The 26,893-nt window shown below is 34.1% G+C and carries 28 protein-coding genes; 12 read left to right on the forward strand and 16 right to left on the reverse strand.

The features are described from left to right. Window positions 1-120 precede the first annotated feature (120 nt). From KCG49_RS12000 to KCG49_RS12010, 3 genes are all read left to right on the forward strand, one after another. Window positions 121-1,425 carry a DEAD/DEAH box helicase gene (locus KCG49_RS12000; RefSeq protein WP_218546802.1) on the forward strand — a complete coding sequence of 435 codons (1,305 nt, stop codon included), beginning with the start codon at window positions 121-123 and terminating at the stop codon, window positions 1,423-1,425. Between the two features lie 38 nt (window positions 1,426-1,463). Then, window positions 1,464-1,676 carry a DUF6500 family protein gene (locus KCG49_RS12005; RefSeq protein WP_218546803.1) on the forward strand — a complete coding sequence of 71 codons (213 nt, stop codon included), beginning with the start codon at window positions 1,464-1,466 and terminating at the stop codon, window positions 1,674-1,676. A 120-nt stretch (window positions 1,677-1,796) separates the two neighbouring features. Then, complete coding sequence (locus tag KCG49_RS12010) at window positions 1,797-2,021, forward strand: VF530 family protein (RefSeq protein WP_218546859.1); 225 nt, start codon at window positions 1,797-1,799, stop codon at window positions 2,019-2,021. Here the strand turns inward: KCG49_RS12010 and KCG49_RS12015 are convergent. From KCG49_RS12015 to KCG49_RS12075, 13 genes are all read right to left on the reverse strand, one after another. Next, complete coding sequence (locus KCG49_RS12015) at window positions 2,018-2,908, reverse strand: YitT family protein (RefSeq protein WP_218546804.1); 891 nt, start codon at window positions 2,906-2,908, stop codon at window positions 2,018-2,020. The genes KCG49_RS12010 and KCG49_RS12015 overlap by 4 nt on opposite strands. Before the next feature lie 105 nt (window positions 2,909-3,013). Next, on the reverse strand, window positions 3,014-3,433 hold the full coding sequence (locus KCG49_RS12020; RefSeq protein WP_218546806.1) for an EF-hand domain-containing protein: 420 nt from the start codon (window positions 3,431-3,433) through the stop codon (window positions 3,014-3,016). Window positions 3,434-3,518: 85 nt separating this feature from the next. Further along, window positions 3,519-3,971 (reverse strand): tRNA (cytidine(34)-2'-O)-methyltransferase, encoded by a 453-nt coding sequence (locus KCG49_RS12025; protein ID WP_218546807.1) that lies wholly within the window; start codon window positions 3,969-3,971, stop codon window positions 3,519-3,521. Window positions 3,972-4,036: 65 nt separating this feature from the next. Next, window positions 4,037-5,053: a T9SS type A sorting domain-containing protein gene (locus tag KCG49_RS12030; protein WP_218546808.1), complete on the reverse strand. Its 1,017-nt coding sequence runs from the start codon at window positions 5,051-5,053 to the stop codon at window positions 4,037-4,039. A gap of 59 nt (window positions 5,054-5,112) precedes the next feature. Beyond that, a complete protein-coding gene (trpA, locus tag KCG49_RS12035; protein ID WP_218546809.1) occupies window positions 5,113-5,880 on the reverse strand; it encodes a tryptophan synthase subunit alpha in 768 nt (255 codons plus the stop codon). 35 nt (window positions 5,881-5,915) lie between these two features. Continuing rightward, complete coding sequence (locus KCG49_RS12040; RefSeq protein WP_218546810.1) at window positions 5,916-6,197, reverse strand: GIY-YIG nuclease family protein; 282 nt, start codon at window positions 6,195-6,197, stop codon at window positions 5,916-5,918. Between the two features lie 35 nt (window positions 6,198-6,232). After that, window positions 6,233-7,420, reverse strand: coding sequence for a tryptophan synthase subunit beta (gene trpB / locus KCG49_RS12045; protein ID WP_218546812.1), 1,188 nt, complete (start codon window positions 7,418-7,420; stop codon window positions 6,233-6,235). Beyond that, window positions 7,417-7,992, reverse strand: coding sequence for a hypothetical protein (locus KCG49_RS12050; RefSeq protein WP_218546813.1), 576 nt, complete (start codon window positions 7,990-7,992; stop codon window positions 7,417-7,419). The genes trpB and KCG49_RS12050 overlap by 4 nt, the downstream gene beginning before the upstream one ends. Further along, the gene (locus tag KCG49_RS12055) at window positions 7,989-8,597 is read right to left on the reverse strand and encodes a phosphoribosylanthranilate isomerase (RefSeq protein ID WP_218546815.1); all 609 of its coding nucleotides are present in this window, start codon (window positions 8,595-8,597) and stop codon (window positions 7,989-7,991) included. The genes KCG49_RS12050 and KCG49_RS12055 overlap by 4 nt, the downstream gene beginning before the upstream one ends. Beyond that, window positions 8,594-9,379, reverse strand: coding sequence for an indole-3-glycerol phosphate synthase TrpC (trpC, locus tag KCG49_RS12060; RefSeq protein WP_218546817.1), 786 nt, complete (start codon window positions 9,377-9,379; stop codon window positions 8,594-8,596). The genes KCG49_RS12055 and trpC overlap by 4 nt, the downstream gene beginning before the upstream one ends. Before the next feature lie 80 nt (window positions 9,380-9,459). Then, window positions 9,460-10,455, reverse strand: a complete 996-nt coding sequence (gene trpD / locus KCG49_RS12065) for an anthranilate phosphoribosyltransferase (RefSeq protein ID WP_218546819.1) — start codon at window positions 10,453-10,455, stop codon at window positions 9,460-9,462. A gap of 114 nt (window positions 10,456-10,569) precedes the next feature. Next, window positions 10,570-11,136, reverse strand: a complete 567-nt coding sequence (locus tag KCG49_RS12070) for an anthranilate synthase component II (RefSeq protein ID WP_218546821.1) — start codon at window positions 11,134-11,136, stop codon at window positions 10,570-10,572. Window positions 11,137-11,218: 82 nt separating this feature from the next. Continuing rightward, window positions 11,219-12,619 carry an anthranilate synthase component I family protein gene (locus tag KCG49_RS12075; RefSeq protein ID WP_218546823.1) on the reverse strand — a complete coding sequence of 467 codons (1,401 nt, stop codon included), beginning with the start codon at window positions 12,617-12,619 and terminating at the stop codon, window positions 11,219-11,221. 300 nt (window positions 12,620-12,919) lie between these two features. Here KCG49_RS12075 and KCG49_RS12080 point away from each other — a divergent pair, with 300 nt between their 5' ends. The 5 genes from KCG49_RS12080 (at window position 12,920) to KCG49_RS12100 (ending at window position 17,493) form a co-directional block, all read left to right on the forward strand. Further along, complete coding sequence (locus KCG49_RS12080; RefSeq protein ID WP_218546824.1) at window positions 12,920-13,399, forward strand: TlpA family protein disulfide reductase; 480 nt, start codon at window positions 12,920-12,922, stop codon at window positions 13,397-13,399. A 63-nt stretch (window positions 13,400-13,462) separates the two neighbouring features. Beyond that, a complete protein-coding gene (locus KCG49_RS12085; protein ID WP_218546825.1) occupies window positions 13,463-14,074 on the forward strand; it encodes a thioredoxin family protein in 612 nt (203 codons plus the stop codon). Window positions 14,075-14,211: 137 nt separating this feature from the next. Then, window positions 14,212-14,523 (forward strand): rhodanese-like domain-containing protein, encoded by a 312-nt coding sequence (locus KCG49_RS12090; RefSeq protein ID WP_218546826.1) that lies wholly within the window; start codon window positions 14,212-14,214, stop codon window positions 14,521-14,523. A 19-nt stretch (window positions 14,524-14,542) separates the two neighbouring features. Continuing rightward, window positions 14,543-14,953: a rhodanese-like domain-containing protein gene (locus KCG49_RS12095; protein WP_218546827.1), complete on the forward strand. Its 411-nt coding sequence runs from the start codon at window positions 14,543-14,545 to the stop codon at window positions 14,951-14,953. Between the two features lie 143 nt (window positions 14,954-15,096). Then, window positions 15,097-17,493 carry a protein-disulfide reductase DsbD family protein gene (locus KCG49_RS12100; protein WP_256259985.1) on the forward strand — a complete coding sequence of 799 codons (2,397 nt, stop codon included), beginning with the start codon at window positions 15,097-15,099 and terminating at the stop codon, window positions 17,491-17,493. Here KCG49_RS12100 and KCG49_RS12105 read toward each other — a convergent pair. After that, on the reverse strand, window positions 17,490-18,218 hold the full coding sequence (locus KCG49_RS12105) for a nitroreductase family protein (protein ID WP_218546828.1): 729 nt from the start codon (window positions 18,216-18,218) through the stop codon (window positions 17,490-17,492). The genes KCG49_RS12100 and KCG49_RS12105 overlap by 4 nt on opposite strands. A gap of 89 nt (window positions 18,219-18,307) precedes the next feature. Here KCG49_RS12105 and KCG49_RS12110 point away from each other — a divergent pair, with 89 nt between their 5' ends. Beyond that, window positions 18,308-19,309, forward strand: coding sequence for a hypothetical protein (locus KCG49_RS12110; RefSeq protein WP_218546829.1), 1,002 nt, complete (start codon window positions 18,308-18,310; stop codon window positions 19,307-19,309). Here KCG49_RS12110 and KCG49_RS12115 read toward each other — a convergent pair whose 3' ends face one another. Together KCG49_RS12115 and KCG49_RS12120 are read right to left on the reverse strand one after the other, a co-directional pair. After that, complete coding sequence (locus KCG49_RS12115) at window positions 19,310-20,653, reverse strand: sensor histidine kinase (RefSeq protein ID WP_218546831.1); 1,344 nt, start codon at window positions 20,651-20,653, stop codon at window positions 19,310-19,312. Next, complete coding sequence (locus KCG49_RS12120; protein WP_218546832.1) at window positions 20,643-21,995, reverse strand: sigma-54-dependent transcriptional regulator; 1,353 nt, start codon at window positions 21,993-21,995, stop codon at window positions 20,643-20,645. Before KCG49_RS12120 ends, KCG49_RS12115 begins: the two co-directional genes overlap by 11 nt. 192 nt (window positions 21,996-22,187) lie before the next feature. Between KCG49_RS12120 and KCG49_RS12125 the strand changes: the two genes are divergently transcribed. From KCG49_RS12125 to KCG49_RS12135, 3 genes are all read left to right on the forward strand, one after another. After that, window positions 22,188-23,438, forward strand: coding sequence for an efflux RND transporter periplasmic adaptor subunit (locus KCG49_RS12125; protein WP_218546833.1), 1,251 nt, complete (start codon window positions 22,188-22,190; stop codon window positions 23,436-23,438). A gap of 98 nt (window positions 23,439-23,536) precedes the next feature. Next, window positions 23,537-24,214, forward strand: coding sequence for an ABC transporter ATP-binding protein (locus KCG49_RS12130; protein ID WP_218546834.1), 678 nt, complete (start codon window positions 23,537-23,539; stop codon window positions 24,212-24,214). A 265-nt stretch (window positions 24,215-24,479) separates the two neighbouring features. Next, window positions 24,480-26,879 carry an ABC transporter permease gene (locus tag KCG49_RS12135; protein WP_218546835.1) on the forward strand — a complete coding sequence of 800 codons (2,400 nt, stop codon included), beginning with the start codon at window positions 24,480-24,482 and terminating at the stop codon, window positions 26,877-26,879. Window positions 26,880-26,893 lie beyond the last annotated feature (14 nt).

Here is a 26,893-nt window from a genome sequence, read left to right on the forward strand (position 1 = left end):
CATTAAGAAATTTAGAATAAATATTCAATAGCTACTTATTTAGAACAAAATAACTGTACCTTCGCCAAAATCAAAAGAGGTGAGCTTTTAATAGATATTCATCTTAACTAAATTCGATGTATGTCATTTAAATCATTAGGCTTATCTGAGCCTTTACTCAAAGCTATAAGCAAAAAAGGCTATGAAACACCTTCTCCAATACAAGCTAAGGCTATTCCCCCTGTTTTAGAAGGAAAAGATGTCTTAGCATCTGCACAAACAGGTACAGGTAAAACAGCAGGTTTTACTTTGCCCTTACTGCAAATATTATCTCAAAATTCTTATCAAAAACACAGACCGATAAGAGCTCTAATATTAACACCTACCAGAGAGTTGGCAGCTCAGGTTTATGCCAATGTAAAAGAGTATAGTGAATTTTTAAATATACGAAGTGCCGTAATTTTTGGTGGGGTAAACCAAAAACCGCAAGTGGCAACAATTAGACAAGGTATTGACATCTTGGTAGCTACACCAGGTCGGTTGATCGATTTGGAAAATCAAGGTGTAGTCTCACTAAAGCGTGTTGAGCTTTTTGTCTTAGATGAAGCCGATCGAATGCTCGATATGGGATTTTTGCGTGATATAGAACGTATTATGAAGTTGATACCTAGTAAGCGACAGAACTTAATGTTTTCAGCAACGTTTTCTAAGGATATAAAAAAGTTAGCGTATTCCATTTTAAATAACCCAATTCTAGTTGAAGCAACACCTGAGAATACAGCTGTTGAGGTTATTGATCAAAAAGTGCATCGTGTTGCGAAGAATAAAAAAACAGACTTAATTATAAAGTTAATCTCCGAAGGTAACTGGGAGCAAGTTTTGGTATTTACAAGAACCAAGCATGGCGCCAACCGCTTGACCAAAAAAATGATTAATGCTGATATTACAGCAGCGGCGATTCATGGGAATAAGAGCCAAGGAGCCAGAACAAAAGCTTTGGCTGGATTCAAGAAAGGCACAATCAGAGTTCTTGTAGCTACAGATATAGCGGCACGTGGTTTAGATATTCCATTGTTGCCTCATGTGGTTAACTTTGAAATTCCCAATATTTCTGAAGACTATGTTCATAGAATTGGCAGAACGGGTAGGGCTGGGGCAAGCGGACAAGCGATTTCTCTGGTCAGCGCAGATGAAATCAGTTATTTGCGAAATATTGAAAAGCTTATAGGTATGAGTATAGATGTTGAAATTATTGAAGGTTTTGAGCCAGACCCAAATGCATCTACCGAACCTATCAAACCTGGTCAGAACAGAAACAGAAATCAAAATCAAGGTCAAAGAAGAAAATCTAATACTAAAAATTCTGGAAACTCCAAAAATTCTAGCAGAAACAGCAATCGTAATAGAAACCGAAGACGAAATAACAATAGCTCAAGCCAATCGTAATTGTTCATTTGAGTAAGAATAAAACGATAATTAATTGTATGACACCAAGTCTAAAAACCAAAATCATTGAGGTCTGTGATAAGAAAATTGCTAAGAAAGGAACTGACGTTGGTATTTCTTTTTATGCTTTTTTCAAAAATAAGAATGATAATCCAGAATTGTTAATGGAAGCTGCAACTTGGTGGATACAGACACATCAACTAGATCATTTTGAAAAAGTGGTAAAGATTAGAGAGTTGGTACAAGGTTAAATAAGACTTTCACACTAATAAAAATTATATATTTGTTGTCATTACTACTAAAGGAATGAATCCACTGAAGTCTGAGAAATAATATATTTTCCTGCCTGCGCAGGAATGACAAAGAAAAGGATGTCGGACCAACCCAATAACCCGCTACACGGAGTAAAACTAGAACAGATTGTAACCGAACTACAAGCGCATTATGGTTGGGAATACATGGGCTACCAAATTAATATCCGTTGTTTTACTCACAATCCTTCTGTAAAATCGAGTTTAAAATTTTTAAGGCGAACTCCTTGGGCAAGAACAAGAGTTGAAAAGATGTATTTAGAAATGTTGAGTAAAAGACGTTAATGCTTAGGTAAAACTTTATCCTTCTTTTTATCTAGATAATGCCGTAGAACACCACCTTTTACGGTATTAACATCGAATTCAATTATGAAAGCTTTTGGGTCGACCTTGTCTACAATACGATACATTTTTTTAATATCAATTCTATTGATAATTATATGTATAATATCGAAGTCCTCTTGCTTACCCGAACTTCCCATACCACGAGTGCCTTTATAAAGTGTCATACCTGTTCCGAGTTCTTCCATAATAGTGATTTCCACGGATTCAAACTTTTTAGACACAATAGTAACACCTATAAAATCTTCAAAACCTTCTATGACCAAATCGGTGACCTTTGCAGCAACGATGTAAGTCAATATAGAGTAGAGCGCTACCTCAATAGACAATACTAAAGCAGTAATACCAAATAGAATAATATTAAAAACCAAAACAATCTGCCCTATGCTAATACCAAACTTATCATTGAGATAAATACCCAATATTTCTGAGCCGTCCAAGACAGAACCATTACGAATGGCAATTCCGATTCCTGCTCCCAAAAACAAGCCTCCAAAAATAGAAATGAGTAATTTGTCTTCTGTTATGGTGGCAAAATTTTCAAATTGAATAAAAAATGCTAGGCCAATAATACTAATGATGGACTTAATAACAATACGTCTAGACACTGTATAAAAACCAAGAATTAAAAACGGAATACTAAATACAACCAGTAGTATGGAAATGTTAACGTCTACAAGTGTGTTTACCAATAGTGCAATACCAGTAACTCCACCATCTAAAAAGCCATTAGGTAACAAGAAAGCTTTAAGCCCAATACTAGCGAGTACGATACCAAAAGCAATTTGTCCATATTCGGATAAAAGCTTTAGTGTTTTTGAATTTTTCAAGGTTAGGTTTTATTTGATGAAAAGTTACGAAACCAAAATTATTTTGAACCATCAAAGCAAAAAAAATCCTCTAGAAGTTCTAGAGGATTTTTTTGTGACATTTTATCAATGTCTTCGGTGCTTTCGATTGGCTTTATGTTTTTCTGTGCTCTCTACAAACGCTTTGTACTCTTCTAAATCGATGTTACCATCTCCGTTTGCATCCATTTTTGTAAAACGCTTTTCAATACGTTCTGTTTTTGCCAATTCTTTTAGGGATTTAAACTCTTCCATAGAGAGACTTTCACTGCCGTCTGTATCTAAGGTTTTAAAACGTTCGTTAATAACTTCGGCTTTTATATCTTCTCTTTGACGTTTAGATTTAAACTCTTCTAAAGAAAGTTCACCATCGGTATTAGTGTCTAATTTTTTAAAGAGCTCCTCTGGATTGCTTCTTTTTTTACCTTTATGTTCTTGCGCATTTACGAATGAAATAGCAGATAAAGCAACAATACATAGACTAATTTTAACTGTTTTTGAAATCATAATTTTTGTGTTTTTAATTAATGAACACTACTATGACTTAAACCTTTTGAAAGGGTTTAATCCTTAAATTTGTTTTATGATAAAATTAACGTAATTGCCTTAAGCCTTCATAAACAATTATGCTCACGGCATTGGCAAGGTTAAGACTTCTAATGTGTTGGCTGTACATTGGTATTTTAAAAAGTTGTGTTTTATGTTTTTCGATTAATGGTTTTGGTAAGCCTACAGATTCTTTGCCAAAGACTAAAAACATATCGTTAGCGTAATTAATATCCCAATGCGATTGCTTGCCATGACTCGATAAGAAGACCATTATGGCATTTTCGTTTTTTACAAAAAAATCATCCATGGAATTGTAATAGATGACTTCTAAATGTTGCCAATAATCCAATCCCGCGCGTTTTAGACGTTTGTCATCAATTTCAAAACCAAAAGGTTTTACTAAATGTAATCGCGAACCTGTGGCTAAAGCCAAACGACCAATATTACCAGTATTGTTTGGGATTTCGGGTTCTATAAGGACGATGTTGAGTGGCATTATTCTAATTATACCCCAAAGCTAGTCAATTAGAAATTTTTGATTGGCAATCATTGAATTTTTTTTTAAATAGAATAAAATCCAGTTTCAAAAGATGAAATATCAATAGAGGTGTCTGTAAAATCTTCATCATAATCTTGTACTAATTTACCTTGGCTATTATATATTTCTATTTTATCATATGTTAAATTGAGATTGAGTTTAAAGTTTAAAATATCTGTAACCGGATTTGGGTATAAACTAATAGTATTTTTATTGACTTCAGTAATGGATAAGTCGCTTACTTCTTCGATACTAAAATCTGAATATAACACACTTTCATCTCTTAAATCATTTGCAGAATTTAAGCTTCTGTAAATTCCCCATTTAGGCCTGACAAACTCAGCGTTTGGCCGCCAATTTATAATTGAGTTATTAGAATAGTTTAGTAAGATAGAATCATCACTTTCTTTTTTAATAATAATAGTATATGTTCCAGAATTACCATAGGTAATTGTTTCTGTAACATTTAGCCAATGTCCTTTAAAAGGTGTTAAATCTGTTTGCAATAGTGTTATCTGAGTATCAGTTTCTGCATACCTTAATTCGATACAATCAGGGTTTGATTTTCTTGCAGTCAGTGTATACATTGGCATTGAAGCTAAACTACCGCCAACAGATTTTAATTGATGTAGATGTGTAAAATTAGGCGATACCTGAAAATCAGCATCAAGTTTAAATTTCCATTTATAGATTACTACTTCATCTTCAACACCCAATAGGTTATCTGGCGATTGGTCATAAGATTTTATTTCGTTGCGCTGCCTATCAAAATTTATACAACGATCATTATCGGGAGTGGTATGTATGGAAAATCTAAACACATTCTTGTTCAATTCTGCATCAAACACTTCGTCGATATGTCTACCAAAAGCTGAATGATTACAATCTGGAACCTCTATAGGGTTATAACCCGGTGCTAAAACAGAAGTAATTAGTTCATAAGTGTTGCCTGGTCCATCCGCATTCAATGTTACCTGCCCAAAGGTATACAGATAAGTTAGGCTTAAGACTAATGTTAATGGAAATTCAATCTTTTTCATGGTCATAAAACTGGTAAACCAAAAATATGAAATAAGTTGAATTTATAATAATTTGTTATCTACGATTTTAAAATTGTATTAATGAATTCTTGAATAGAACTCTTACCCTTTTTGGTAAGATGCTTAACAAAAGCACTTCCAATAATAGCTCCTTTGGCGTATTTTGTGGCTTGTGTAAGAGTTTTATTATTTGAAATGCCAAAACCAACAATTTGAGGATTTTTAAGGTTCATGTTGGCAATGCGCTCAAAGTATTTGGTTTGTGTATTTCCAAAGCCAACTTTAGCTCCGGTTGTACTGGCAGAGCTTACCATGTAAATAAACCCATCGGAGACAGAATCGATATAACGAATACGTTCATCTGAGGTTTGAGGCGTGATTAAAAATACATTGATAAGACCATATTTTTCAAACGTTTTTTTATATTCTGAATGATAAACATCCACTGGTAAATCAGGAATAATTAAACCGTCAATACCAACCTCTTGGCATTTTTTACAGAAGGCTTCAACACCATATTGTAACATTGGGTTAAAGTAGCCCATTATTATCAATGGAATTGAAACGGTTTGGCGAATATCTTTGAGTTGTTTAAACAATAATTTGCTTGTCATCCCATTTTTAAGCGCAGCAGTAGAGCTCGCTTGTATTGTTGGTCCATCTGCTAAAGGGTCACTAAAAGGTAATCCTATTTCAATCATGTCTACACCACTTTTTTCTAGATTTTGAATGATGCTAACGGTATCATTTATACTAGGATACCCCGCCGTGAAATATATGGATAAGAGTTTTTTGTCTTCCTTTAATTTTTGGTTTATTCTGTTCATATTTTAAGTGTCGTCACCCTGAATTCATTTCAGGGTCACATAATTTTTAGTGTTTCAAGTTTTGGATTCTTCTCTTTAATAAGGTTTAGTTTCCATTCTTTGTGCCAATTTTTTAATTGATTTTCTCTGTCTATAGCTTGATTTACATCAGTAAACTTTTCAAAATAGATTAAATCTTTGAGGTTATACTTTTTTGTGAACTTTGAACCGATACCATTTGAATGCTCAGTAACTCTCTTTTCCAAATTAGTTGTAACACCAATATAAAAAGTAGTTCTATAGGTATTAGTCATTATGTAAACAAAACTGTATTTCATTTCTATTGTGATGCTGAAACAAGTTCAGCATGACGCTACAATTTAAAATAATCAATATAATTCTGTAAATCTTTATCACCTCGACCAGATAAACTAATGACCACAATGTCATCTGATTGAAACTTTCGATGTTCAAAAATAGCCAAAGCATGACTCGTTTCTATAGCAGGAATAATACCTTCTAGCTGTGCTAGTTCTAAACCAGCTGTCATGGCTTCATCATCTGTTGCCGAATAAAATTCACCTCGTCCAGATTTATATAAATGTGAATGTAACGGACCAACACCTGGATAATCCAACCCAGCAGAAATAGAATATGGCTCTGTAATTTGCCCATCTTTGGTTTGCATTAAAAGTGTTTTACAGCCATGTATTATACCTTCTTTCCCTAGTGCAGATGTTGCGGCACTTTCACCAGAATGAATCCCTTTTCCTGCCGCTTCAACAGCTATGATACCAACATCTTCATTATCTAAAAAGTGATAATACGTTCCTGCGGCATTACTGCCCCCACCAATGCAAGCTACCACATAATCAGGATTTTCTTTGCCTTCCTTTTCCTTTAATTGCCATTTTATTTCCTCAGAGATTACAGATTGAAATTTGGTCACCATATCTGGGTAAGGATGAGGTCCAATAGCAGATCCAATAATATAATGTGTATCCACAGGGTTATTAATCCAATCGCGAATAGCTTCATTGGTTGCATCTTTTAGTGTTCGGCTACCAGATAAGGCAGGTCTAACTTCTGCACCTAACATTTTCATGCGTGCTACATTTGGTGCTTGGCGAGCAATATCAATTTTCCCCATATAGACAATACATTCAATGCCCATAAGTGCACAAACTGTTGCGGTAGCAACACCATGTTGGCCAGCTCCTGTTTCGGCAATGATTCTGTTTTTACCCAAACGTTTTGCCATAAGGATTTGCCCAATGGTATTATTGACTTTATGTGCGCCAGTATGGTTTAGATCTTCTCGTTTTAAATACACTTTTGTATTGTACTTTTTACTTAATCGCTTGGCGAAGTAGAGTGGTGAAGGACGGCCAACATAATCTTTTAATAATTGACTAAACTCTTCTTGAAATGACGGTTCTTCCATTATTTTTAAATAATTCTGCCGCAGTTCTTCAACATTTGGATAGAGCATTTCTGGTATAAATGCACCACCAAATTCTCCGTAATAGCCTTTGTTGTTGATGTTGTATATTTTTTTCATTCTTCTTCCCTTTTTCTCTTATATTTTGAAAATACTCTTGTGTAATTATCACCAAATGTGGCTTTGGTGATCCATTTGTATTTATGCTTCACAGGTAATTCATCTATATATCCTTGAGCATTAAAATACTCAATATGGACAGCTTTTTTTGTCAATTCAGCTATAGATCCGATACAAAACAATTTATCTTTAAAGCGTTCACATTCGGTAATAATATGTAGTTCTTTGGCCTTTAAGTCAGTAAAAATTGTCTTCCAGGAACTTAAATCAATATTTGATAATTCATCTGTTTCAAACCAAGATTTTTTATACTCAGATTTATTTATGAAATCGTAATATTTGTCATTGTCATTATATCTAATTCCTCTTACTGTATAAGTTGGAATAATTTGATAACCTCTGAATTCAAAATCATCTTCTTCTTTAACAAGGATGAAATCATCAGAATATTTTATGATATATCCTCTTAAGATTTCTTCAAAGTCACCCTTTATACCACGTTTAATTCTAGAGTAGAGTTTGTTTTCAAAGTGCTTTTTAATTTTTTTATTAATCTTATCTCTTTTACTCATAACGAATCTTTAAATTTTTCTAAATCTTCAATACTTTTTAATCCTGGTTCAATTTCAAATTTGCTATTTACATCTATGGCATGGCAATATTTTGAAGCTGTAATTGATTTAAATGCTTTAATTTTTTCAAGTTCGTCCAACCCAATACCACCACTTAAAAAGTAAGGCTTGGTCGAAGGATACCCTTTTAGTACATCCCAATTAAAAGTATAGCCGTTTCCGCCAGGTAACTTTCCTTTGGTGTCAAATAGAAAATAATCTACGTAATCTTCATATGGTTTTAAGACACTAAAATCAAATTCATCTTTTATAGAAAAGACTTTTATGATGTCTTTGTTCGTAGATTTTAACAATCTGCAAACTTCAGGAGATTCATGTCCATGTAATTGAATTGCATCAAGTTGATATTTTTCAATTTTATCTACAATGACTTCTACTTTTTCATCCACAAAAACACCAACCTTCTTAATATTTTGTGGAAACTTAGGGATTGTACCTTCAAAATTTCGAGGTGATTTTTCATAAAATATAAAACCCAAATAATCTGGTTGCAGTTGTGCAATTACAGCAATATTGTGTTTCATGCCACAGACTTTTAATTTCATGTTCCCAAAGTGTTTATAAATTCTATTGCGCTTGCTCCAGGATTATCCGTTTTCATAAAATTCTCACCAATTAAAAACCCTTTGTAACCATAAGGCCGTAATTCCTTTATGGCCTCAACAGCACTAATACCACTCTCAGATACTTTTACAAAATCATTAGGTATCTGTTCGCTTAATTGTTTTGAAGTTTCTAAACTGACTTCAAAAGTCTTAAGGTTTCTATTATTTACCCCTAACATATCTAAGGATGGCATAATTGACTTGTGCAATTCTTCTTCGTTATGTACTTCCAATAAAACATCGAGATAAAGACTTTTTGCCAATTCTGAAAATTGTTTAATCTCATCTCTGGTTAAAATAGCTGCAATTAATAAGATAACATCCGCACCATAAGCCTTAGCTTCTATGATTTGATATTCATCAATGATGAATTCTTTTCTTAATAGTGGAAGATCGCAACTTGCTCTCGCTACTATTAAATCGTCTAGTGATCCACCAAAATACTTTCCATCTGTTAATACAGACATACCACAAACTCCGGCATCTTCATAGCCTTTGGCAACATCTTGAACATTTAAACTTTGATTGATTACTGATTTTGATGGTGAACGTCTTTTGTGTTCAGCTATGATTCCTGATTGACTTGTTTTTAATTTTTGTGTAAGCGATAGTGTTTCGCTTTCAAAAAGTATTGAAGCTTCTAGCTGTTGTATTGGAATTAGAGATTTTCGTAAATCTACTTCTTTACGTTTATCAATTATTATTTTATCTAAAATGGTCATAGTTTCAGTATTCAGTATTCAGTATTCAGTATTCAGTATTCAGTGTATAAATTGCGAAATGTTGACTTCTTACTCAAGGTTTATTTTTTGCTCAATTCAACTAATTTATTCAAACGCTCTTTTGCTTTACCACTCAATAGAGACTCCTTGGCTAATTCAAATCCTTCTTTATGAGAAACCTGCTTTACAGTAGCTATAGCTAATCCTGCATTGGCACAGACTACATTATTATGAGCTTCAGAACCATTGCCATTGATGATTTTGATAAATAATCTAGCTGCTTGTTGCACTGTATTTCCTCCAAAGATCTCATTTTGCTCAATTTTATTTAATCCTAAATCTTTGGGTTCGAATAGTATTTCAGAAGTATTTGAAATCACCTTTGTTTTTCCTGTTAAAGAGATTTCATCATAGCCATCTAAAGCATGTACAACCACATATTTTTTATCAGATTCTTGATATAGATAACCATAAAGCCTCAATAATTCAAGATTAAATACACCAACCATCTGGTTTTTGGGCAAGGCAGGATTTACCATTGGCCCTAGCATATTAAAAAATGTTTTTACCCCTAATTCTTTTCGAATTGGTGCTACATTTTTCATGGCGGGATGAAAAAGCGGAGCGTGTAATACACAAATCCCCACTTCATCTATACTACGTTTTAAAAAGTCAATATCATTTGTAAATTTTATGCCTAAATGTTCCATTACATTTGAAGAACCACAGGCGGAAGAGACTCCGTAATTACCGTGCTTTGTCACGTGGACTCCAGCACCAGCAGTTACGAAAGATGATAATGTCGAAATGTTAAACGTATCTTTACCATCACCACCTGTACCACACAAATCGATAGTGTTGTAACCATCCAAATCTACTGGAATACATAATTCTAAAAGTGCGTCTCTAAAACCCTTAAGCTCTTCTATAGTAATACCGCGCATCATATATACCGTAAGAAAAGAAGCTATTTGACTTTGGTTATAGTCTCCTTTAGAAATGTTTACCAAAACATTTTTTGCTTCTTCACTAGAGATACTTTCTTGATTGATAAGTCTATTTAGTAGTTGTTTCATCCTATCCTAACCCTTTCCTTAAGAAAGGGGATTACTGTGTTTAATTATTAATATACTTTCTGCCTATTAGAGAACTTTGTAAGTCTTTCCCTTTAGGAAGGGTTTAGGTTGTGACTAACTATTAACCCAATTCTCTAATATCTTTTTTCCATCTGGTGTTAAAACTGATTCTGGGTGATACTGAACTCCTTTAACATCATAAAGCTTGTGTCGCAAAGACATAATCTGTCCGTTAGTATCGAAAGATGTTGCTTCTAAGCTATCAGGTAAATTAGTATTAACAACCCAAGAATGGTAACGACCTACTTCAAAGGTTTTATTGAGACCTTTAAATAAGGTTTCATCATCCACAGAAAGTGTGACATTAGTTGCCACACCATGGTAAACTGTATCTAAATTTTCTAGAGTACCACCAAAAACTTCACCTATGGCCTGTTGTCCTAAACACACTCCCAAAATACTTTTAGATGCTGCATAAGTAGCTATTACCTCTTTTAATAAACCAGCTTCATCTGGTATCCCTGGACCAGGTGATAAGACGATTTTATCAAAGGCATTGACTTCTTCAATGGTTAGTTTATCATTTCTTTTTACTGTTACAACGCAATCTAAATCCTCTAAATAATGAACTAGATTATAGGTGAAACTGTCGTAGTTATCTATGACTAATACTTTTTTCATCTTATGTTCCGCGAAAACGGAATATCTTTTAATTAAACTTCTTAAATACCTACAGAGTTTTTGGCAACCTTGCAGTATAACATTATATCTCCTTAGCTTGTTCAATAGCATTAGTTAAAGCACCAAGCTTATTATACACTTCTTGTAATTCGTTTTCTGGATTGGATTTAGCAACTAATCCTGCTCCTGCTTGCCAGAAGAGTTTATGATTTTTGCTTAAAAATGTTCTAATCATTATGGCGTGATTAAAGTTACCTTCAAAATCCATAAACCCAATGGCACCACCATAATAAGTTCTGCTTGTTTTTTCGTACTTTTCAATGAGTTGCATTGCCATATGCTTTGGTGCTCCACTCAAAGTACCGGCAGGAAATGTATCTGCTACCACTTGCATGGTGTCTGTATTTTTATGTTTTGTGCCAGTGACTTTGCTTACCAAATGTATAACATGCGAAAAGAATTGAACTTCCCTGTAGTTCTCAACAGTAACATCGTGCCCATGTCTACTTAAATCGTTACGTGCTAAGTCTACCAGCATTACATGTTCGCTATTCTCTTTGTCATCGGCAATAAGTAGTTCTGCTAATTCTGCGTCTTTGAGATCATTTCCTGTACGTTTAAACGTTCCTGCAATTGGATGGATTTCAGCTTTATGATCGCTTACTATTAACTGGGCCTCAGGTGAACTTCCAAATATTTTGAAGTTTCCATAATCAAAATAGAAGAGGTAAGGTGACGGATTAATACTTCTTAGGGCACGATAGACGTTGAATTCATCTCCGCTAAATTCTTGTGAAAATTGTTTTGATAAAACGAGCTGAAATACATCTCCGCGAGCACAATGTTTTTTGGCAAGCTCCACATGGTTTTTGTAGTCTTCATCTGTAAGATTTGATTCAATTTCACCTTTAGTATTAAAACCATAAGACGCATATTGTCTAGTTTGAATGAGTTGAAGAATTTCATCAATATTATTTTCTGTGTCAAAACAATGTGCAAAAATATAGGCCTCATTTTTAAAATGATTAATGGCAATGATATTTTGATATACTGCATAATAAATATCTGGAATATCAATAGAGTTCTCTTTTTTTGATATGTTTATATCTTCAAAATATTTTACGGCATCATAAGCTGTGTAGCCAAAAATTCCATTATTAATGAATTTAAATTCTTTATTGGAATCTACTTTAAATCGCTGAGTGAATTTATGAATTTCATCTACAACACCAACTTTATCAGTGAAGTTATTTTTTGAACTCCCATCTGGATAGGCCTGAGAGATTACACCATTTTTAACTTGTATCGACGCAATAGGATTACAGCAGATATAAGAAAAACTATTATCATTGGCATGGTAATCACTACTCTCTAATAAGATGCTGTTGGGAAACTTGTCTCTTATCTTAAGGTAAATGCTCACAGGTGTAATAGTATCTGCTAATATCTTTTTGTAATGCGTGTAAAGGCTAAATGTTTTCATATTTATGCCACGCCTTTAACGTGGTATTTTTTGTTTTGCTCTGTAATCTTATTTATAAGATGCTGAAAATAAATTCAGCATTAAAAAAGGCCTGTCGTGAATGACAAGCCTTTTTATATATTTTGTATACCAAGGGTTATTTCACGAACATGAGTTTGAGAAATTCCACCACCAAGTATGATTTGTTTTTGTTTTCATTTGAAATTCAAATATAGAAATGATAATCTGTAATGTCAAGCATTTAAATTAATTTTTTGTTAATTATTAAAAGGTCATCAAATGGATTGATAACTTTATGGCATGAAGCGAATATTATTCTTATGCTTATTTGTTGTTTTTTCTTGTAATGATGAGTCCATAGAACTCAAAATCTATGATTATGATGCTTTAGAACCATTGATAAGTAAAGAAGATGATAAGGTGCATATCGTTAATTTTTGGGCAACTTGGTGCGCTCCTTGTGTTAAAGAGTTACCATACTTTGAGGTTATAAATGAGAAATACAAGGATAATGATGTTGAAGTGCTTTTGGTAAGCCTAGACTTTCCAAAAGATTATGATAAGAAGCTAAAACCTTTCATTAAAAATAAGAATATTAAATCTGAAGTTGTAGCCCTAGATGACACCAATATGAATCGATGGGTTGCTATGGTCGATAAAGACTGGACTGGAGCAATTCCAGCGACAATAATATACAAAGGAGACAAAAGAAAGTTCTACGAAAGGTCTTTTACGCAAGAAGAATTAGAAACCGAATTAAAGCAATTTTTAAGCCCATGATCCAAGTAGGTTTTTGGCAATTAATATGTTATAGAAAACAAACAAATCCTAAAATTTAAAAAAATGAAAACTTTAAAATTACTCGCAGTTATGGTGTTGGCATTTACATTTTCTGCTTTTACAATTAATACAGATGGTAACGGCTACAAAGTAGGAGATATTGCTACAGATTTTAGTCTAGAGAATATTGATGGTAAGATGGTGTCACTTTCTGATTATAAAGATGCTAAAGGTTTTATTGTTGTGTTTACATGCAATACTTGTCCTTTTGCTGTTGCTTACGAGGACAGAGTTGAGGCATTAAATAAAAAATATGCAGATAAAGGCTATCCAGTAATCGCAATTATGCCTAATAATACCGATGTTAAACCAGGAGATAATATGGAAGCCATGAAAGCAAGAGCAAAAGCAAAAGGTTTTACATTTCCTTATTTAATGGACAAAGGACAGAAAATATATCCGCAGTATGGAGCTACCAAAACACCTCATATATACATATTGGAAAAAACTAAAAAAGGGAATGAGGTAAAGTACATAGGTGCTATAGATGATAATTACAAAGATGCTTCCCAAGTTACTGAGAAATATGTTGAGAATGCAGTTGATGCATTATTGGAGGGAAAAGAAGTTAAGGTAAAAGAAACTAGGGCCATTGGTTGTTCCATTAAGGTATAGGTATTAAAACAATCATGAGATTCTGAATTAAATTCAGGATAAAATGTTAAATATTTAATCCGGAGTGTAACACTTCGGATTTTTTTACGTCTATATCATAAGGAAATGTTAATTTTGTTTAGGCAAAATAGCAATGCATGGCAGATTTATCTCAAAAAGATTGGACAAAACAGCTAGAAGAAGACAATAATTCGGTTGTTTTGGATGTTAGAACACAAGAAGAAGTGGATTTAGGAATTATACCTAATGCGCTTCATATAGATATTTATAGAGGTCAAGGTTTTATTGATGAAGTTGACAGATTGGATAAAACCAAGAACTATTATGTGTATTGTAAAGCTGGTGGACGAAGTGCCCAAGCTTGTGCAGTAATGAATCAATTAGGGTTTGCAAACACTTATAATTTAGTCGGTGGTTTTAGTGAGTGGGAAGGAGATGTCGCCAGCTAAAATTAAATTTATAACAATTATGAAAAAAGTACTCTTAATCTGTTGTCTTTTATTAGCAATTGGTTTAAGCACAAGTTGTTTAGACAGTAAAGAAGCCAGTACAGATGTAAAACTTGTCACTGCTGAAGAAATGCAATCTATTATAGAATTGGAAGATGTACAATTGGTTGATGTACGCACGGCTGAGGAACATAATGCAGAATATATTGTAAATTCACAGAATATAGATTTTACGTCTCCAACCTTTGATGAAGACATAAAAAAATTGGACAAAGCAAAACCAGTAATCCTATATTGCAAAGGTGGTAATAGAAGTGCTAAATGTGCCAAAAAGTTAAAGGATGCTGGATTTGAAAAAATCTACGATTTAGAAGGAGGTATTTCTAAATGGAAACATTCTGACAAATTAAAGATTGAGGTAAGATCTTAAAGATTATACCAACAATAAGTAAAAAGCCAAACATATATTGTTTGGCTTTTTTTATCTAAATCCATAAGGATTTTATAAATTAGACGACTTTAAAATTGTAATAAAGCCATATGACTTAGATTTGTGGCTCAATGCATAATTCTATGACGTTTAAAAAAGGACTTCTGTACTGCTTTTTAGCATTTTGTTTTTCATTCAATTTATTTGCACAAGTTTTAGAACCTGTGGCATGGAACACAAAAGTTGAAAAGGTTTCTGATACAGAATACGATTTAATTGCAACAGCATCAATAGATAAAGGCTGGCACTTATATTCCCAAGATGTACCAGAAGGTGGACCGATAGCTACGACATTTACTTTTAAAGAAAATTCAGGTTATGAGACTGTAAGAAAAACTGTAGAAGAGGGTGGGCATGTTGTAGATGACCCAGTTTTTGAAATGAAAATTAAATTCTTCGAAGATAAAGCTGAGTTTAAGCAACGTGTAAAGCTACTTAATAAAGAGTTGTCTGTTGTTGAGGGTGAAGTTGAGTTTATGGTCTGTGATGATAAAAGATGTCTTCCACCGACTTATGTAGATTTAAAGTTTAATTTAAAAGCAGCAGAAATAGTAGAAAATATTGAGGAAGAGACTACTACAGCTTTATTTGAAACAGGTAAGATAGATGAAGGAATTCTAGAGCCCATTAAATGGAAGACTTCAGTTGAAAAAATTTCTGATACAGAATATGTCCTTGTCTCATCAGCTACAATTGATAATAATTGGAAGCTATACTCGCAAAAAGTGCCTGAAGGCGGTCCAATACCAACAAGCTTCGATTATATGTTGGGAGATGGAGTGAAATTAGTTGGGGAAACTATAGAGGGAGAAGGAAAAGAGGTTATGGATAAGGTCTTCGAACTGAAGATCAAATTCTTTAAAAATTCAGCAATATTTAAACAAAAAATAAAAGTCATTGACGCTAATGTAAAAAGCATAAAGGCCGAAGTTGGCTTTATGGCCTGTGATGATAGAAAATGCTTGTCACCAAGTTTTATCGATCTAAATTTCGATTTAACTAAAGCTGTATCAGGCAATGATATTGAATCTAGCGAAGAAAAAAGTCAAAGAGGTTTATGGTCAATTTTTCTTATTGCTTTTCTTTCAGGTTTTGTAGCATTACTGACTCCATGTGTGTTTCCCATGATACCTATGACAGTAAGCTTCTTCATAAAACAAAGTCAATCTAAGGCGAAAGGAATTAGAAATGCCATTATTTATGGATTATCAATTATAGTAATCTATGTTTTGTTAGGGACAATTATAACAGCAATATTTGGTGCAGATGCATTAAATGCTTTGGCAACCAACGTATGGTTTAATCTAATTTTCTTTTTGTTATTGGTTGTTTTTGCTATTTCATTTCTTGGTGCTTTTGAAATCGTATTACCAAATTCATGGGCAAATAAAGCTGATCGCCAAGCGGATAGAGGAGGTTTAATAGGTATATTCTTTATGGCATTAGCACTAGCTATTGTATCGTTTTCATGTACTGGTCCAATAGTAGGGACAATACTCGTTGAGGCAGCGTCTAAAGGAGGAATCGCTCCGGTAATTGGTATGTTAGGTTTTTCTACAGCAATAGCATTACCATTTGCACTATTTGCAGCTTTTCCAGGATGGTTAAACACATTACCAAAATCTGGGGGATGGTTAAATACTGTAAAAGTTGTTTTGGGTTTTTTAGAACTGGCCCTTGCTTTTAAATTTTTATCTCAAGCCGATTTGGTTTTACAATTACATTGGTTAGAGCGCGAAGTATTTTTAGCCATTTGGATAGCCATTTTCGGAGCATTGTCTTTATATCTTCTTGGCAAAATTCAGTTACCACATGATTCTCCGTTGAAACATATTTCAGTCGGAAGATTACTTTTAGGTTTATTGACGCTGTCTTTTACTATATACATGATTCCAGGGCTTTGGGGTGCACCACTGAATTTAATCAGTGCATTTCCACCACCATTAGATTACAGCGAATCCCCTTATGGTGTCGGAAACTCTAAAGGCGGCGGTGCTAATAATCATGCAGATTTACCAGAAGGAGCACATTTATTAGCTCCACATGATATTTTAGCTTTTAATGATTACGATAAAGGGCTAGCCTACGCAAAAGAAGTGGGCAAGCCAGTAATGATAGATTTTACAGGTTGGGCTTGCGTTAATTGCCGTAAAATGGAACAGAATGTTTGGGTAAAACCAGAAGTGTTGTCCAAGCTTAAGAATGATGTAGTATTAATATCTCTCTATGTAGACGAACAAATAGAATTTCCTGAAGGTGAAGCACCAGATTCTAAATTAAGACCTGGTAAAAAACTTAGAAATGTGGGTCAGAAATGGAGTGAAATGCAGACGATTAGGTATAAAACAAATACGCAACCTTATTATGTTCTTATGGGGCATAACGAAGAAAATTTAATTGATCCTGTTGGCTACACACCAGATGTCGATGAATATAACAATTGGCTTAAAAAAGGGATAAGTAATTTTAAAAATAACTAAACCTCAAAATATACCTCTTTAAAAGGAATCCGAAAACGTGGACCATAGATCCCTTTATCGTCTCTTATACCGCAACCTATAACCATATTGATTTCGGCACCTCTCGGAAGTTTTAAAATTTGCTTTACTCTTAAGGTGTCGCTTCCTTCCATAGGGCACGTATCGTAGCCAATAGCGGCCATACTGGTCATAAAATTTTGAGCGGCTAACCCAGCACTTTTGTGCGCCACAATACGCATATCACTTAGGCGTGCCTGTCTATAAATTGGTTTGAACAGTCCAACAATTTGAAATATAAAAAATTTAATATAGCCGAGAATCCCAAAAAAGTCAATATAAATTGTAGGAATTAATTTTTTATAATAATCAGTTGCCATTTTCTTTCGTTTTAAATCACGTTCGCTTAATCCCTCTCTATTGTATACGCTATTCAAAAATTCAATGTTTGCTTTCGCACGTTTGCGCCATAAATCTTTTCTTGTAACAACAACTACGAGTTGCTGAGCTGTTTTAGCAGCATTTTGATCAAGACAAGCTTTAGCTAATCGCTCTAATTTGTCCTTGTTTGTAACATGGTAAAATTCCCAAAGTTGAAGATTACTGCTTGTCGGTGCCAATGAAGCATTAATTAGACATTCTTTTACTTTTGCAGTGTCAATTGGCTCATTTTTGTAAATGCGTGTCGATCTTCGATATGCTATAGCTTCTGAAACTGTTTTTTCCATTCTTGGTAATTGAATATTCAATCTACAAGATAAATGAATTAAATATATTTAATTCAATTTTAATAGAAAGCTTATCTTGAAACCTCATTATGAAGAGTGAAACTATTGACTATATTAATATTGGGTTGCTAATTATATCCTTTGTAGCTGCAATACACCTACCTTTTGAGTTATTTCTTTTTTCCTATGCTTTTCTTGGGCCGCTACATTATCTGACGGAAATCAATTGGCTTGATGATAAAAAGTATTTCATAAAGGCCAAAACCAAAATTTACAAGATATTTATCGTTTTGGCTTCTGTTATTGCTGTATACCCATTGCTTAAATATATTGATAATGATTTTTTCAATTTTATAAGCTCTCAAAAGCATATCATCATTACTATAGGTTTTTTATTTTCCTTAAGCTTGATTCTGTTTTCAAAATCCAAACAATTGATTTTAGCATTTATAGTCAGCATTTTGCTATCGGTTATATGCTTATTGCTATTACCTAAGATTATTATGGTATTGGGTATTTTTTTACCCACGCTGATTCATGTTTATATTTTCACATTGCTTTTTATGATTTACGGTCAGTTAAAGTGCTATACCAAAGCTGGTATTACAAGTATCGTGTTATTAATCATGGCTCCGATAGTCTTGTTTTTTATAGATATAGTGCCGAAATCCTATGAGATTTCAGAATTTGTTCAGCAAACATTTTTAAGAAGCGGGTTTTTATCCATAAATACCATTGTTGCAGATTTTTTTACGGATATAAATAGAGATACTATTAACTTGATGTCACCTGTAGTCCTTAAAATTCAGATCTTTATAGCCTTTGCCTACACTTATCATTATCTCAATTGGTTTTCTAAAACTTCAATTATAGGTTGGAAATCGAGTTTAAGCAATAAACGGGCAAAGTATATTATTGTGATATGGTTAGGGTCGGTAGGTATTTATTTATACGATTACATCACAGGATTGACAGTTCTATTTTTTCTCAGCTTACTGCATGTAATACTGGAGTTTCCTTTAAATGTTGTGACTATAAAAGAAATCGTTAGTGCCAGTTTAAAACGACTACCGAAAATGAATAAATCTTAATTAAAACACTAGGCTAAATACGGAGCCTTCACCTTCAATACTTTTTACAATAATACGTCCTTTGTGAAGCAGCATTATTTGTTTGCAAAGACTTAATCCAATACCACTGCCCGTAGTTTTGCTGGTAAAGAATGGTACAAAAATATTCTCAAGAATATTTTGTGGAATACCAGAACCGTTATCGTAGACTTTAATGATAGTATCTCTGTTTCGATTTTGGGATGCCAGTACTTTTATTTTAGCATCTTCCTTGTGTTTACAGGCATCAACCGCATTGAGCAAAAGGTTAATTAAGACTTGTTCTATAAGATGCGTGTCTATATCCAACTCTAATTTTGCTCCAGAAATTTTAAATTCTATATCTATATTTTTAGCTTTTATAGATGGCTCCATTAACAACCTTATATTGCTAAATAGCTCTGCAACTTTAACGCGCTGTAGGTTTAATTTTGTTACCTTGCTTAAGCTTCGATAAGTTTTGGCAAATTGCAATAATCCTTCACTTCGGTTCTTAATGGTCTTTATGCCAGAGTTTATGTCATCTAATTCTAAGATGTTTTTTTGGGGTTGCTCAATGGCTAACTGTAAATTTGATTGAAGTGTATCTGCCAATGAAGATATAGGTGTGATGGAATTCATAATTTCATGAGTCATTACGCTCAATAATTTTTTCCAGGATTCTGATTCATTTTTATTGAGCGTATTATCTATATCCTGAATAACAATTAGCTTAAAAGCATCATCATCAACTTGAAAGACTGTATCGGAAATTAAGATTTTTATGCTCTCATTCTGTAATGCTATTGAAATAGAATTTGGTTCTCTGTGGTAGGTTTCAAAAATGGTATTGAATAATTCTGGTTTTCTGCTTTCAACAAATCTAATGTTCTTAAACGAAGGCATATCCAATATATCTCCAAATGAATCATTGGTCCATAAAACATCACCGGTCTCAAGGTTATAGGCAATAATACCAATATCAACCATTTCCAGAATTTTTTGAAGATAGACATATTGTGCCTGGTTTTGGGAGTTGATTTCTTTTATTGTTCTGTTGATTTCGTTAAAACCAGTATATAAAAACCGAATGTCTTTAGGGCCTCGATCTTCAGGAAACCATCTCGAAAAATCACGATATTTTACGGCTTCAAAAAAATCATCCATGGCAACGAATCGACGTTTTACAAAACTATAAGTGTTAATCAGTACGTATAAGATTCCCAAACCAATTATTACAGCGTAAGTATTACGATCTTTGTATATAAAATAAGTACAACCTATAATAAGACCTACTAGGAATATAATTCTAAAAAATAATCTAAGAATGTAGCCTTTATAGTTCATATTTGTCTAATCGTCTATAAAGCGCAGCTCTTGTGATACCTAATTCTTTAGCAGATTTTGAGACGTTGCCTTTATGTTTTTCCAATACTGTGAGAATGGCATTTTTTTCAATATCGTCTAGATTTAAACTTGTAGTTTCGAAGCTTTTGGTGGTAGTTGAGCGTTCAATAGAAGAAAAGACTAAATCTTCGGGTTTTAGAACATCGCCATCTGTCATAATAACGGCACGTTCTAGTACATACTGAAGTTCCCTTACATTGCCGGGAAAGTCGTGTTTTTTTAGTTTTGAAATAAATCCAGGATCAAAAGAAAACCCATTTTTATTATACTTTTCAGCATAAAGAGATGCAAAGTGATGAGACAGCTCGGTAATATCGGTACCTCGTTCTCTTAATGGCGGAACGGTTATATCCACAGTATTGATTCTATAGATTAAGTCTTTTCTAAACCGTTTTTCATTTGCTAAAACTTTTGGATCTTCGTTGGTTGCACAGATTAATCTAATGTCTACTGGTATGGATTCGTTTGAACCTAAAGGGGTTACCTGTCTATTTTGTAATACGGTTAATAATCTTACTTGTTGGCCTAAAGTGATGTTTCCTATTTCATCCAAAAACAAAGTACCACCATTTGCAGCTTCAAAACGCCCCTTCCTATCTTCTCTAGCATCGGTAAAAGCCCCTTTTTTGTAGCCAAATAATTCACTTTCAAAAAGTGAAGATGTTAAGGCGCCTACATCAACTTTTATAAAAGGTTTGTTTTTTCTATTAGAATTGTCGTGAAGTGCCCGGGCAATTAAATCTTTACCTGTACCATTTTCACCAAGAATTAGAACATTGGCGTCTGTAGGTGCTACTTTTTCTAATTTCACGAAAACGTCATTCATAACTTCGCTATCACCAATAATTTCCGTGTTACTCGTATTGAACCCATCTTTTTGGAGAGACGTAGCCGTTTTTTTACTGAGAATAGTAGTTATGGTTTCAATTATTTTTTCGTTTTTCCAGGGCTTCATTAAAAAATCTGAAGCTCCTTCCTTTAGACCTCTTATGGCCAAGTCAATGTCGGCATAAGCAGTCATAAGTATTACAGAAGTTTCAGGCTTTTGTTTCTGAATTCTATTTAACCAAAAAATACCTTCATTGCCCGTATTGACCAACCCACTAAAATTCATATCCAAAATAATAATATCAAAATGAGTACGCTCAATGAGAGAAATGATCTGGTTTGGATTTTTTTCGGTGAAAACTTCTTTAACAAGTGGTTTGAGGAGTAAGCGTAATGCGGTGAGTACGTCTGCATCGTCATCGACAACTAATATGCTAGCATTCTTTAAAACCATTAATACAATATTACAATATATACATTGCTTAAAAAAATAAAATTTTGCTTTTAAGAGTGTGCATTTTCGAACATAAAGTGTATCATAATCGGACACTTTTATTTTCGGTTAAAAATGTAAACGTCTGATTATCATTTATTTATTTTTTTGGCATCATCTTCACTATATATTTAGTGTCGTAAAAAAATAAAAATGGACGTACCAATTCAAAAGAAGAAATTTTCAAATAAAAAAATAGGGCTTATAGCCGGTGTTTTAGGAATTATCGTGTTGATAGTTTATGTCGCTGTTCAAACTTCAGGGGGTTCTAAATTAAATGTGCAAAAAGAACGTATTTCCATCCATACAGTGAGTAGAGATATATTCCAAGAAAATATTCCTGTAAATGGTATTGTATTGCCAATAACAACAATTTATTTGGATGCTTTAGAAGGTGGACGTGTTGAAGAAAAGTTTGTTGAAGATGGTGCCATGATGAAGAAAGGAGAACCTATTTTACGTCTGTCAAATACCGATTTGGAATTGAGTTTGGTAAATCAAGAAACGTCGGTATATAACTTATTGACCCAAATGCAGATTTCACAAAATGCTGCTCGACAAAATACCATCAACAGACAGAATCAGTTCACGGATGTTGAGAACAGTTTAATAGAAGCTAAGCGTGTCTTCAATCTTAACAAGCGTTTGTACGATAAAGGAGCAATCGGTAGACAAGATTTTGAGTCGTCTAAAAATAATTTCGATTATCAAAAAGAGCGTATGAAACTCGCTGAACAGGTACTGTCGGAAGACTCCATATCTTCAAAACTCGAAATCAATCAAGCAAGGGATTCTTATGCCAGAACACAAAGTGCCTTAGAACTGATGCGTAAAAAAGTGGGTGATTTAGTGGTGCGTGCACCAATAGATGGTCAGTTAACCTCTTTAGATGCTGAGATAGGTCAGTCGATCACTAAAGGGACACGTCTGGGGCAGGTAGATGTAACCAGTGGTTATAAAGTTAGGGTAGATATTGACGAACATTATATATCTAGAATTTACAATGGGCAAACAGGCACCTTTAAGCTCAATAACAAAACCTACACATTGATTATTAAGAAAGTGTTTACGCAAGTAACTAACGGTCGTTTTCAAGTAGATATGAAGTTTGAAGGTGAAACACCAAAAGGTATAAGAAGAGGACAAAACCTTCAAATACGCGTAGCACTTAGTGCCGAAAAAGAAGCATTGTTAGTGGCCAAAGGAGGATTCTTTCAAAAAACGGGTGGAAATTGGATGTTTAAGGTTAGCGAGGATGGCAATACAGCTTATAAAGTTGATGTAAGATTGGGTAGCCAAAACACGGAATATTACGAAGTTCTCGAAGGTTTAAATCCAGGAGATAAGGTGGTGACATCGAGCTATGATTCTTTTGGCGATGTTGAAGAGCTAGTGCTTAAATAAGTATGGGTTTGAAGAGTATAAGTTTAAAAAGCAATAAATAAAATAATAATCAAAGCTAAAAGCCGAAAGCCAATAGCATAAAGCAAATAAATAATACAATGATACAGATTACGGATTTAGAGAAGTTTTACAGAACTGAAGAGGTTCAGACTATCGCACTTAACAAATTATCTTTCGGTGTTAAAGAAGGAGAGTTTGTTGCCATAATGGGGCCTTCTGGTTGCGGAAAATCTACTTTGCTCAATATTTTAGGACTTTTAGATGACCCAGATGGCGGAAGCTTCAAGTTTAATGGCGAAGAAGTATCTGGTTACAACGAACGCAAACGATCAGAGTTACGCAAGCACAACATTGGTTTTGTGTTTCAGAGTTTTAACCTTATCGATGAGCTTACTGTCTTTGAAAATGTGGAATTGCCTTTGATCTATACAGGTGTAAAACCAGCAGAACGTAAAAAGAAAGTTGAGGCAGTTTTGGAAAAAATGCAAATAATGCATCGCAGAAATCACTTTCCACAGCAACTTTCAGGTGGCCAGCAGCAACGTGTTGCTGTGGCTAGAGCCGTGGTTAATAACCCAAAGTTAATCTTGGCAGATGAACCTACGGGTAATTTAGATAGTACTAACGGTAATGAAGTAATGGATTTGCTTATTGACCTCAATGAAGCTGGCACTACAATAATTATGGTAACACACAGTGAGCACGATGCAAAGTACAGCCATCGTATTATTAGAATGCTTGATGGACAAAAAGTGACTGAAAACATATTAGCGTAATAAATTGCTTTTATGAGCTTAAGGTTTAATCATTATCAATCAAAAAACGAACAGTTAACAATCAGTTAGGCAAAGAATATTTCAGTACAGCAATCAAACTACCGATATATCAATGCCAAGTAAATCAATCAAAAAACGGATGGTTAGTAAACAATCAGACCGTGGCCCAAGCACTTCAGTACAACAACCAGTCAATCGCTAATCAACCTTTGTGCTGAAGTGTGAAGCCAAAATCAAAAACCGTCAATCAAAAATAAAGAGAATCATGCTTAAAAATTATTTCAAAATAGCGTTTCGTAACCTTCTTAAGAATAAGATATATTCATTTATCAATATAGCAGGCTTGGCTATCGGTATGGCGGCGACTATTTTAATAGGTCTTTGGATTTATGACGAGCTAAACTATGACAGCTACTTTAAGGAAAAAGACACTATTGCCCAGATGTTTCAGCACGAGTCTTCAAACAATGTTATCGGTACAGGGCCTGCGATTCCAAGACCTTTGGAGTTTGCAATGCGTGAGGAATTTGCAGATAATTTTGAGCATATAATAATGTCTTCTTGGAACTATTCGAGATATATTGGTTATGGGGATAAAAACATTAATGTAACTGGTAATTTTATGCAAGAGGGAGCTGTGGATATGTTGGAGATTAATGTTCTTGAAGGCGATAAAAACAGCTTAGAGCATTCTAATGTTATTATGCTATCTAAAGAGATTGCGACAACCTTATTTGGTTCTGAGAATGCTCTTGGTAAAATGGTGAAAATCAATAACGAACATACGGTTAAGGTTACTGCTGTATATGAGGATTTGCCAGAGAATAACTCGTTTAATGGTTTAAAATATTTAATGCCATGGAAATTTTATGTGGCAACTCAAGAGTGGGTTAAGAATTCTAAAGATAGTTGGGGAAACAATTCGTTTCAAATGTTTGCCCAGATAAAAGATAATACCACTATGGAGACAGTTTCCTCTAAAATTCTTGATATTAAGAAAAGAAACGCACCAGAAGAGGCTGAGTTTAATCCCGAGATTTTCTTATTTCCAATGAAAGATTGGTATTTGAGAGGAGACTGGGAAAATGGTGTGCAAACTGGCGGACGTATTGAAAATGTATGGCTGTTTGGAATAATTGGAACATTTATTCTACTATTGGCATGTATCAATTTTATTAATTTAAGCACTGCACGTTCCGAAAAGCGAGCTACTGAAGTTGGTATTCGTAAATCCATTGGCTCACAGCGCGGTCAGCTGATATTTCAATTTTTAACGGAGTCATTTCTTATTGTTTGCCTAGCATTTGCATTTGCTGTTGGTATAGTTATATTATCACTAAATGGTTTTAATAACTTAGCAAGTAAGACTATAGAATTTCCATGGGCCAGTGGGTTGTTTTGGATACTAGCCATAGTCTTTATTTTTATAACAGCGGTCTTGGCTGGGAGTTATCCGGCTTTATATTTATCATCATTCAACCCAGTTTCTGTATTAAAAGGAACATTTAGGGCTGGTCGTTATTCGGCTTTGCCAAGGAAGATTTTGGTAGTGACACAGTTCACGATTTCTGTGGCCCTGATTATTGCAACTTTGGTCGTGATGAACCAAATACAGCATAGTAAAGATCGACCTGCAGGTTATGATAAGGAAGGTTTGGTACAAATTCCTGTAATGAGCTCGGAATTTACAGGGAAACAAGATTTGATGAGAGAGCAATTTATAGCTTCGGGTGGTGCAACATACATGACTACCACAAGTAGCCCCACTACCAGTGTTTGGTCTAATCGTGGCGGTTATACATGGGAAGGTAAGCCAGAGGGCTTCCAAGAAAATTTTGCGCATACAACCGTACATTATGATTTTGTGGAAACTTTAGGGCTCAAACTTATTAAAGGTCGAGGGTTTTCGCGCAAATTTGCAACAGATTCCAACGCTGTTATACTCAATAAAACGGCTGTAAAATACATGCAAATTCAAGATCCTGTTGGAAAATATATCAGTGCTGAAAATCCAGACTCAGATATGATCCCCTTAAAAATTATTGGAGTTGTAGATGATATGATTGTGCAATCACCATATACACCAGTTAAACAAGCTATGTATGTCTTTGAGAGCTATGGTAATATATCTTATTACAACCTAAGGCTAAACCCTAATAATAGTGTAAGCAAAAATTTAGAGTTGATTGAAAATACATTTAAGACCAATTTTCCCAATATTCCTTTTGACTATCAATTTGTAGATGAAGAATATGGCCAAAAATTCCGTTCAGAAGAACGTGTCGCCAGTTTAGCAAGAGTGTTTACTGCATTGGCAATTTTTATTAGTTGTCTCGGACTTTTTGGATTAGCATCTTTTGTGGCTGAGCAACGCACCAAAGAAATAGGGGTTAGAAAAGTTTTGGGTGCATCCATTAGTCAACTTTGGATATTGCTTTCAAAAGACTTTATCACTCTAGTTGTGTTGGCTTTGGTTATTGCTTCACCAATTGCATATTATGTTATGAGCGGATGGTTGCAAAAATTCCCTTACCGAACTTCTGTAGGTTGGGATGTCTTTGCCATTGCTTGTATAGGTGCGCTAATAATAACCCTAATTACAGTGAGTTTTCAAGCGATAAGGGCAGCAACTGCAAACCCTGTGAAGTCTTTGCGCACAGAATAACGTATCAATCAAAA

The organism is Winogradskyella luteola (assembly GCF_019203985.1).
Taxonomy (GTDB): domain Bacteria; phylum Bacteroidota; class Bacteroidia; order Flavobacteriales; family Flavobacteriaceae; genus Winogradskyella; species Winogradskyella luteola.

Excerpts from the sequence above, each read along its gene's own strand:
- KCG49_RS12090 (WP_218546826.1), top strand. The coding sequence starts at position 14,212 with ATGGCAGATTTATCTCAAAAAGATTGGACAAAACAGCTAGAAGAAGAC.
- KCG49_RS12040 (WP_218546810.1), bottom strand. The coding sequence starts at position 6,197 with ATGAAATACAGTTTTGTTTACATAATGACTAATACCTATAGAACTACT.
- KCG49_RS12050 (WP_218546813.1), bottom strand. The coding sequence starts at position 7,992 with ATGAGTAAAAGAGATAAGATTAATAAAAAAATTAAAAAGCACTTTGAA.
- KCG49_RS12020 (WP_218546806.1), bottom strand. The coding sequence starts at position 3,433 with ATGATTTCAAAAACAGTTAAAATTAGTCTATGTATTGTTGCTTTATCT.
- trpC (WP_218546817.1), bottom strand. The coding sequence starts at position 9,379 with ATGACCATTTTAGATAAAATAATAATTGATAAACGTAAAGAAGTAGAT.
- KCG49_RS12000 (WP_218546802.1), top strand. The coding sequence starts at position 121 with ATGTCATTTAAATCATTAGGCTTATCTGAGCCTTTACTCAAAGCTATA.
- trpD (WP_218546819.1), bottom strand. The coding sequence starts at position 10,455 with ATGAAACAACTACTAAATAGACTTATCAATCAAGAAAGTATCTCTAGT.
- KCG49_RS12100 (WP_256259985.1), top strand. The coding sequence starts at position 15,097 with ATGACGTTTAAAAAAGGACTTCTGTACTGCTTTTTAGCATTTTGTTTT.
- KCG49_RS12025 (WP_218546807.1), bottom strand. The coding sequence starts at position 3,971 with ATGCCACTCAACATCGTCCTTATAGAACCCGAAATCCCAAACAATACT.
- KCG49_RS12105 (WP_218546828.1), bottom strand. The coding sequence starts at position 18,218 with ATGGAAAAAACAGTTTCAGAAGCTATAGCATATCGAAGATCGACACGC.
- KCG49_RS12010 (WP_218546859.1), top strand. The coding sequence starts at position 1,797 with ATGTCGGACCAACCCAATAACCCGCTACACGGAGTAAAACTAGAACAG.
- KCG49_RS12125 (WP_218546833.1), top strand. The coding sequence starts at position 22,188 with ATGGACGTACCAATTCAAAAGAAGAAATTTTCAAATAAAAAAATAGGG.
- KCG49_RS12075 (WP_218546823.1), bottom strand. The coding sequence starts at position 12,619 with ATGAAAACATTTAGCCTTTACACGCATTACAAAAAGATATTAGCAGAT.
- KCG49_RS12135 (WP_218546835.1), top strand. The coding sequence starts at position 24,480 with ATGCTTAAAAATTATTTCAAAATAGCGTTTCGTAACCTTCTTAAGAAT.
- KCG49_RS12055 (WP_218546815.1), bottom strand. The coding sequence starts at position 8,597 with ATGAAATTAAAAGTCTGTGGCATGAAACACAATATTGCTGTAATTGCA.
- trpB (WP_218546812.1), bottom strand. The coding sequence starts at position 7,420 with ATGAAAAAAATATACAACATCAACAACAAAGGCTATTACGGAGAATTT.
- KCG49_RS12095 (WP_218546827.1), top strand. The coding sequence starts at position 14,543 with ATGAAAAAAGTACTCTTAATCTGTTGTCTTTTATTAGCAATTGGTTTA.
- KCG49_RS12110 (WP_218546829.1), top strand. The coding sequence starts at position 18,308 with ATGAAGAGTGAAACTATTGACTATATTAATATTGGGTTGCTAATTATA.
- KCG49_RS12130 (WP_218546834.1), top strand. The coding sequence starts at position 23,537 with ATGATACAGATTACGGATTTAGAGAAGTTTTACAGAACTGAAGAGGTT.
- KCG49_RS12005 (WP_218546803.1), top strand. The coding sequence starts at position 1,464 with ATGACACCAAGTCTAAAAACCAAAATCATTGAGGTCTGTGATAAGAAA.
- KCG49_RS12030 (WP_218546808.1), bottom strand. The coding sequence starts at position 5,053 with ATGAAAAAGATTGAATTTCCATTAACATTAGTCTTAAGCCTAACTTAT.
- KCG49_RS12085 (WP_218546825.1), top strand. The coding sequence starts at position 13,463 with ATGAAAACTTTAAAATTACTCGCAGTTATGGTGTTGGCATTTACATTT.
- KCG49_RS12120 (WP_218546832.1), bottom strand. The coding sequence starts at position 21,995 with ATGGTTTTAAAGAATGCTAGCATATTAGTTGTCGATGACGATGCAGAC.
- trpA (WP_218546809.1), bottom strand. The coding sequence starts at position 5,880 with ATGAACAGAATAAACCAAAAATTAAAGGAAGACAAAAAACTCTTATCC.
- KCG49_RS12070 (WP_218546821.1), bottom strand. The coding sequence starts at position 11,136 with ATGAAAAAAGTATTAGTCATAGATAACTACGACAGTTTCACCTATAAT.
- KCG49_RS12080 (WP_218546824.1), top strand. The coding sequence starts at position 12,920 with ATGAAGCGAATATTATTCTTATGCTTATTTGTTGTTTTTTCTTGTAAT.
- KCG49_RS12115 (WP_218546831.1), bottom strand. The coding sequence starts at position 20,653 with ATGAACTATAAAGGCTACATTCTTAGATTATTTTTTAGAATTATATTC.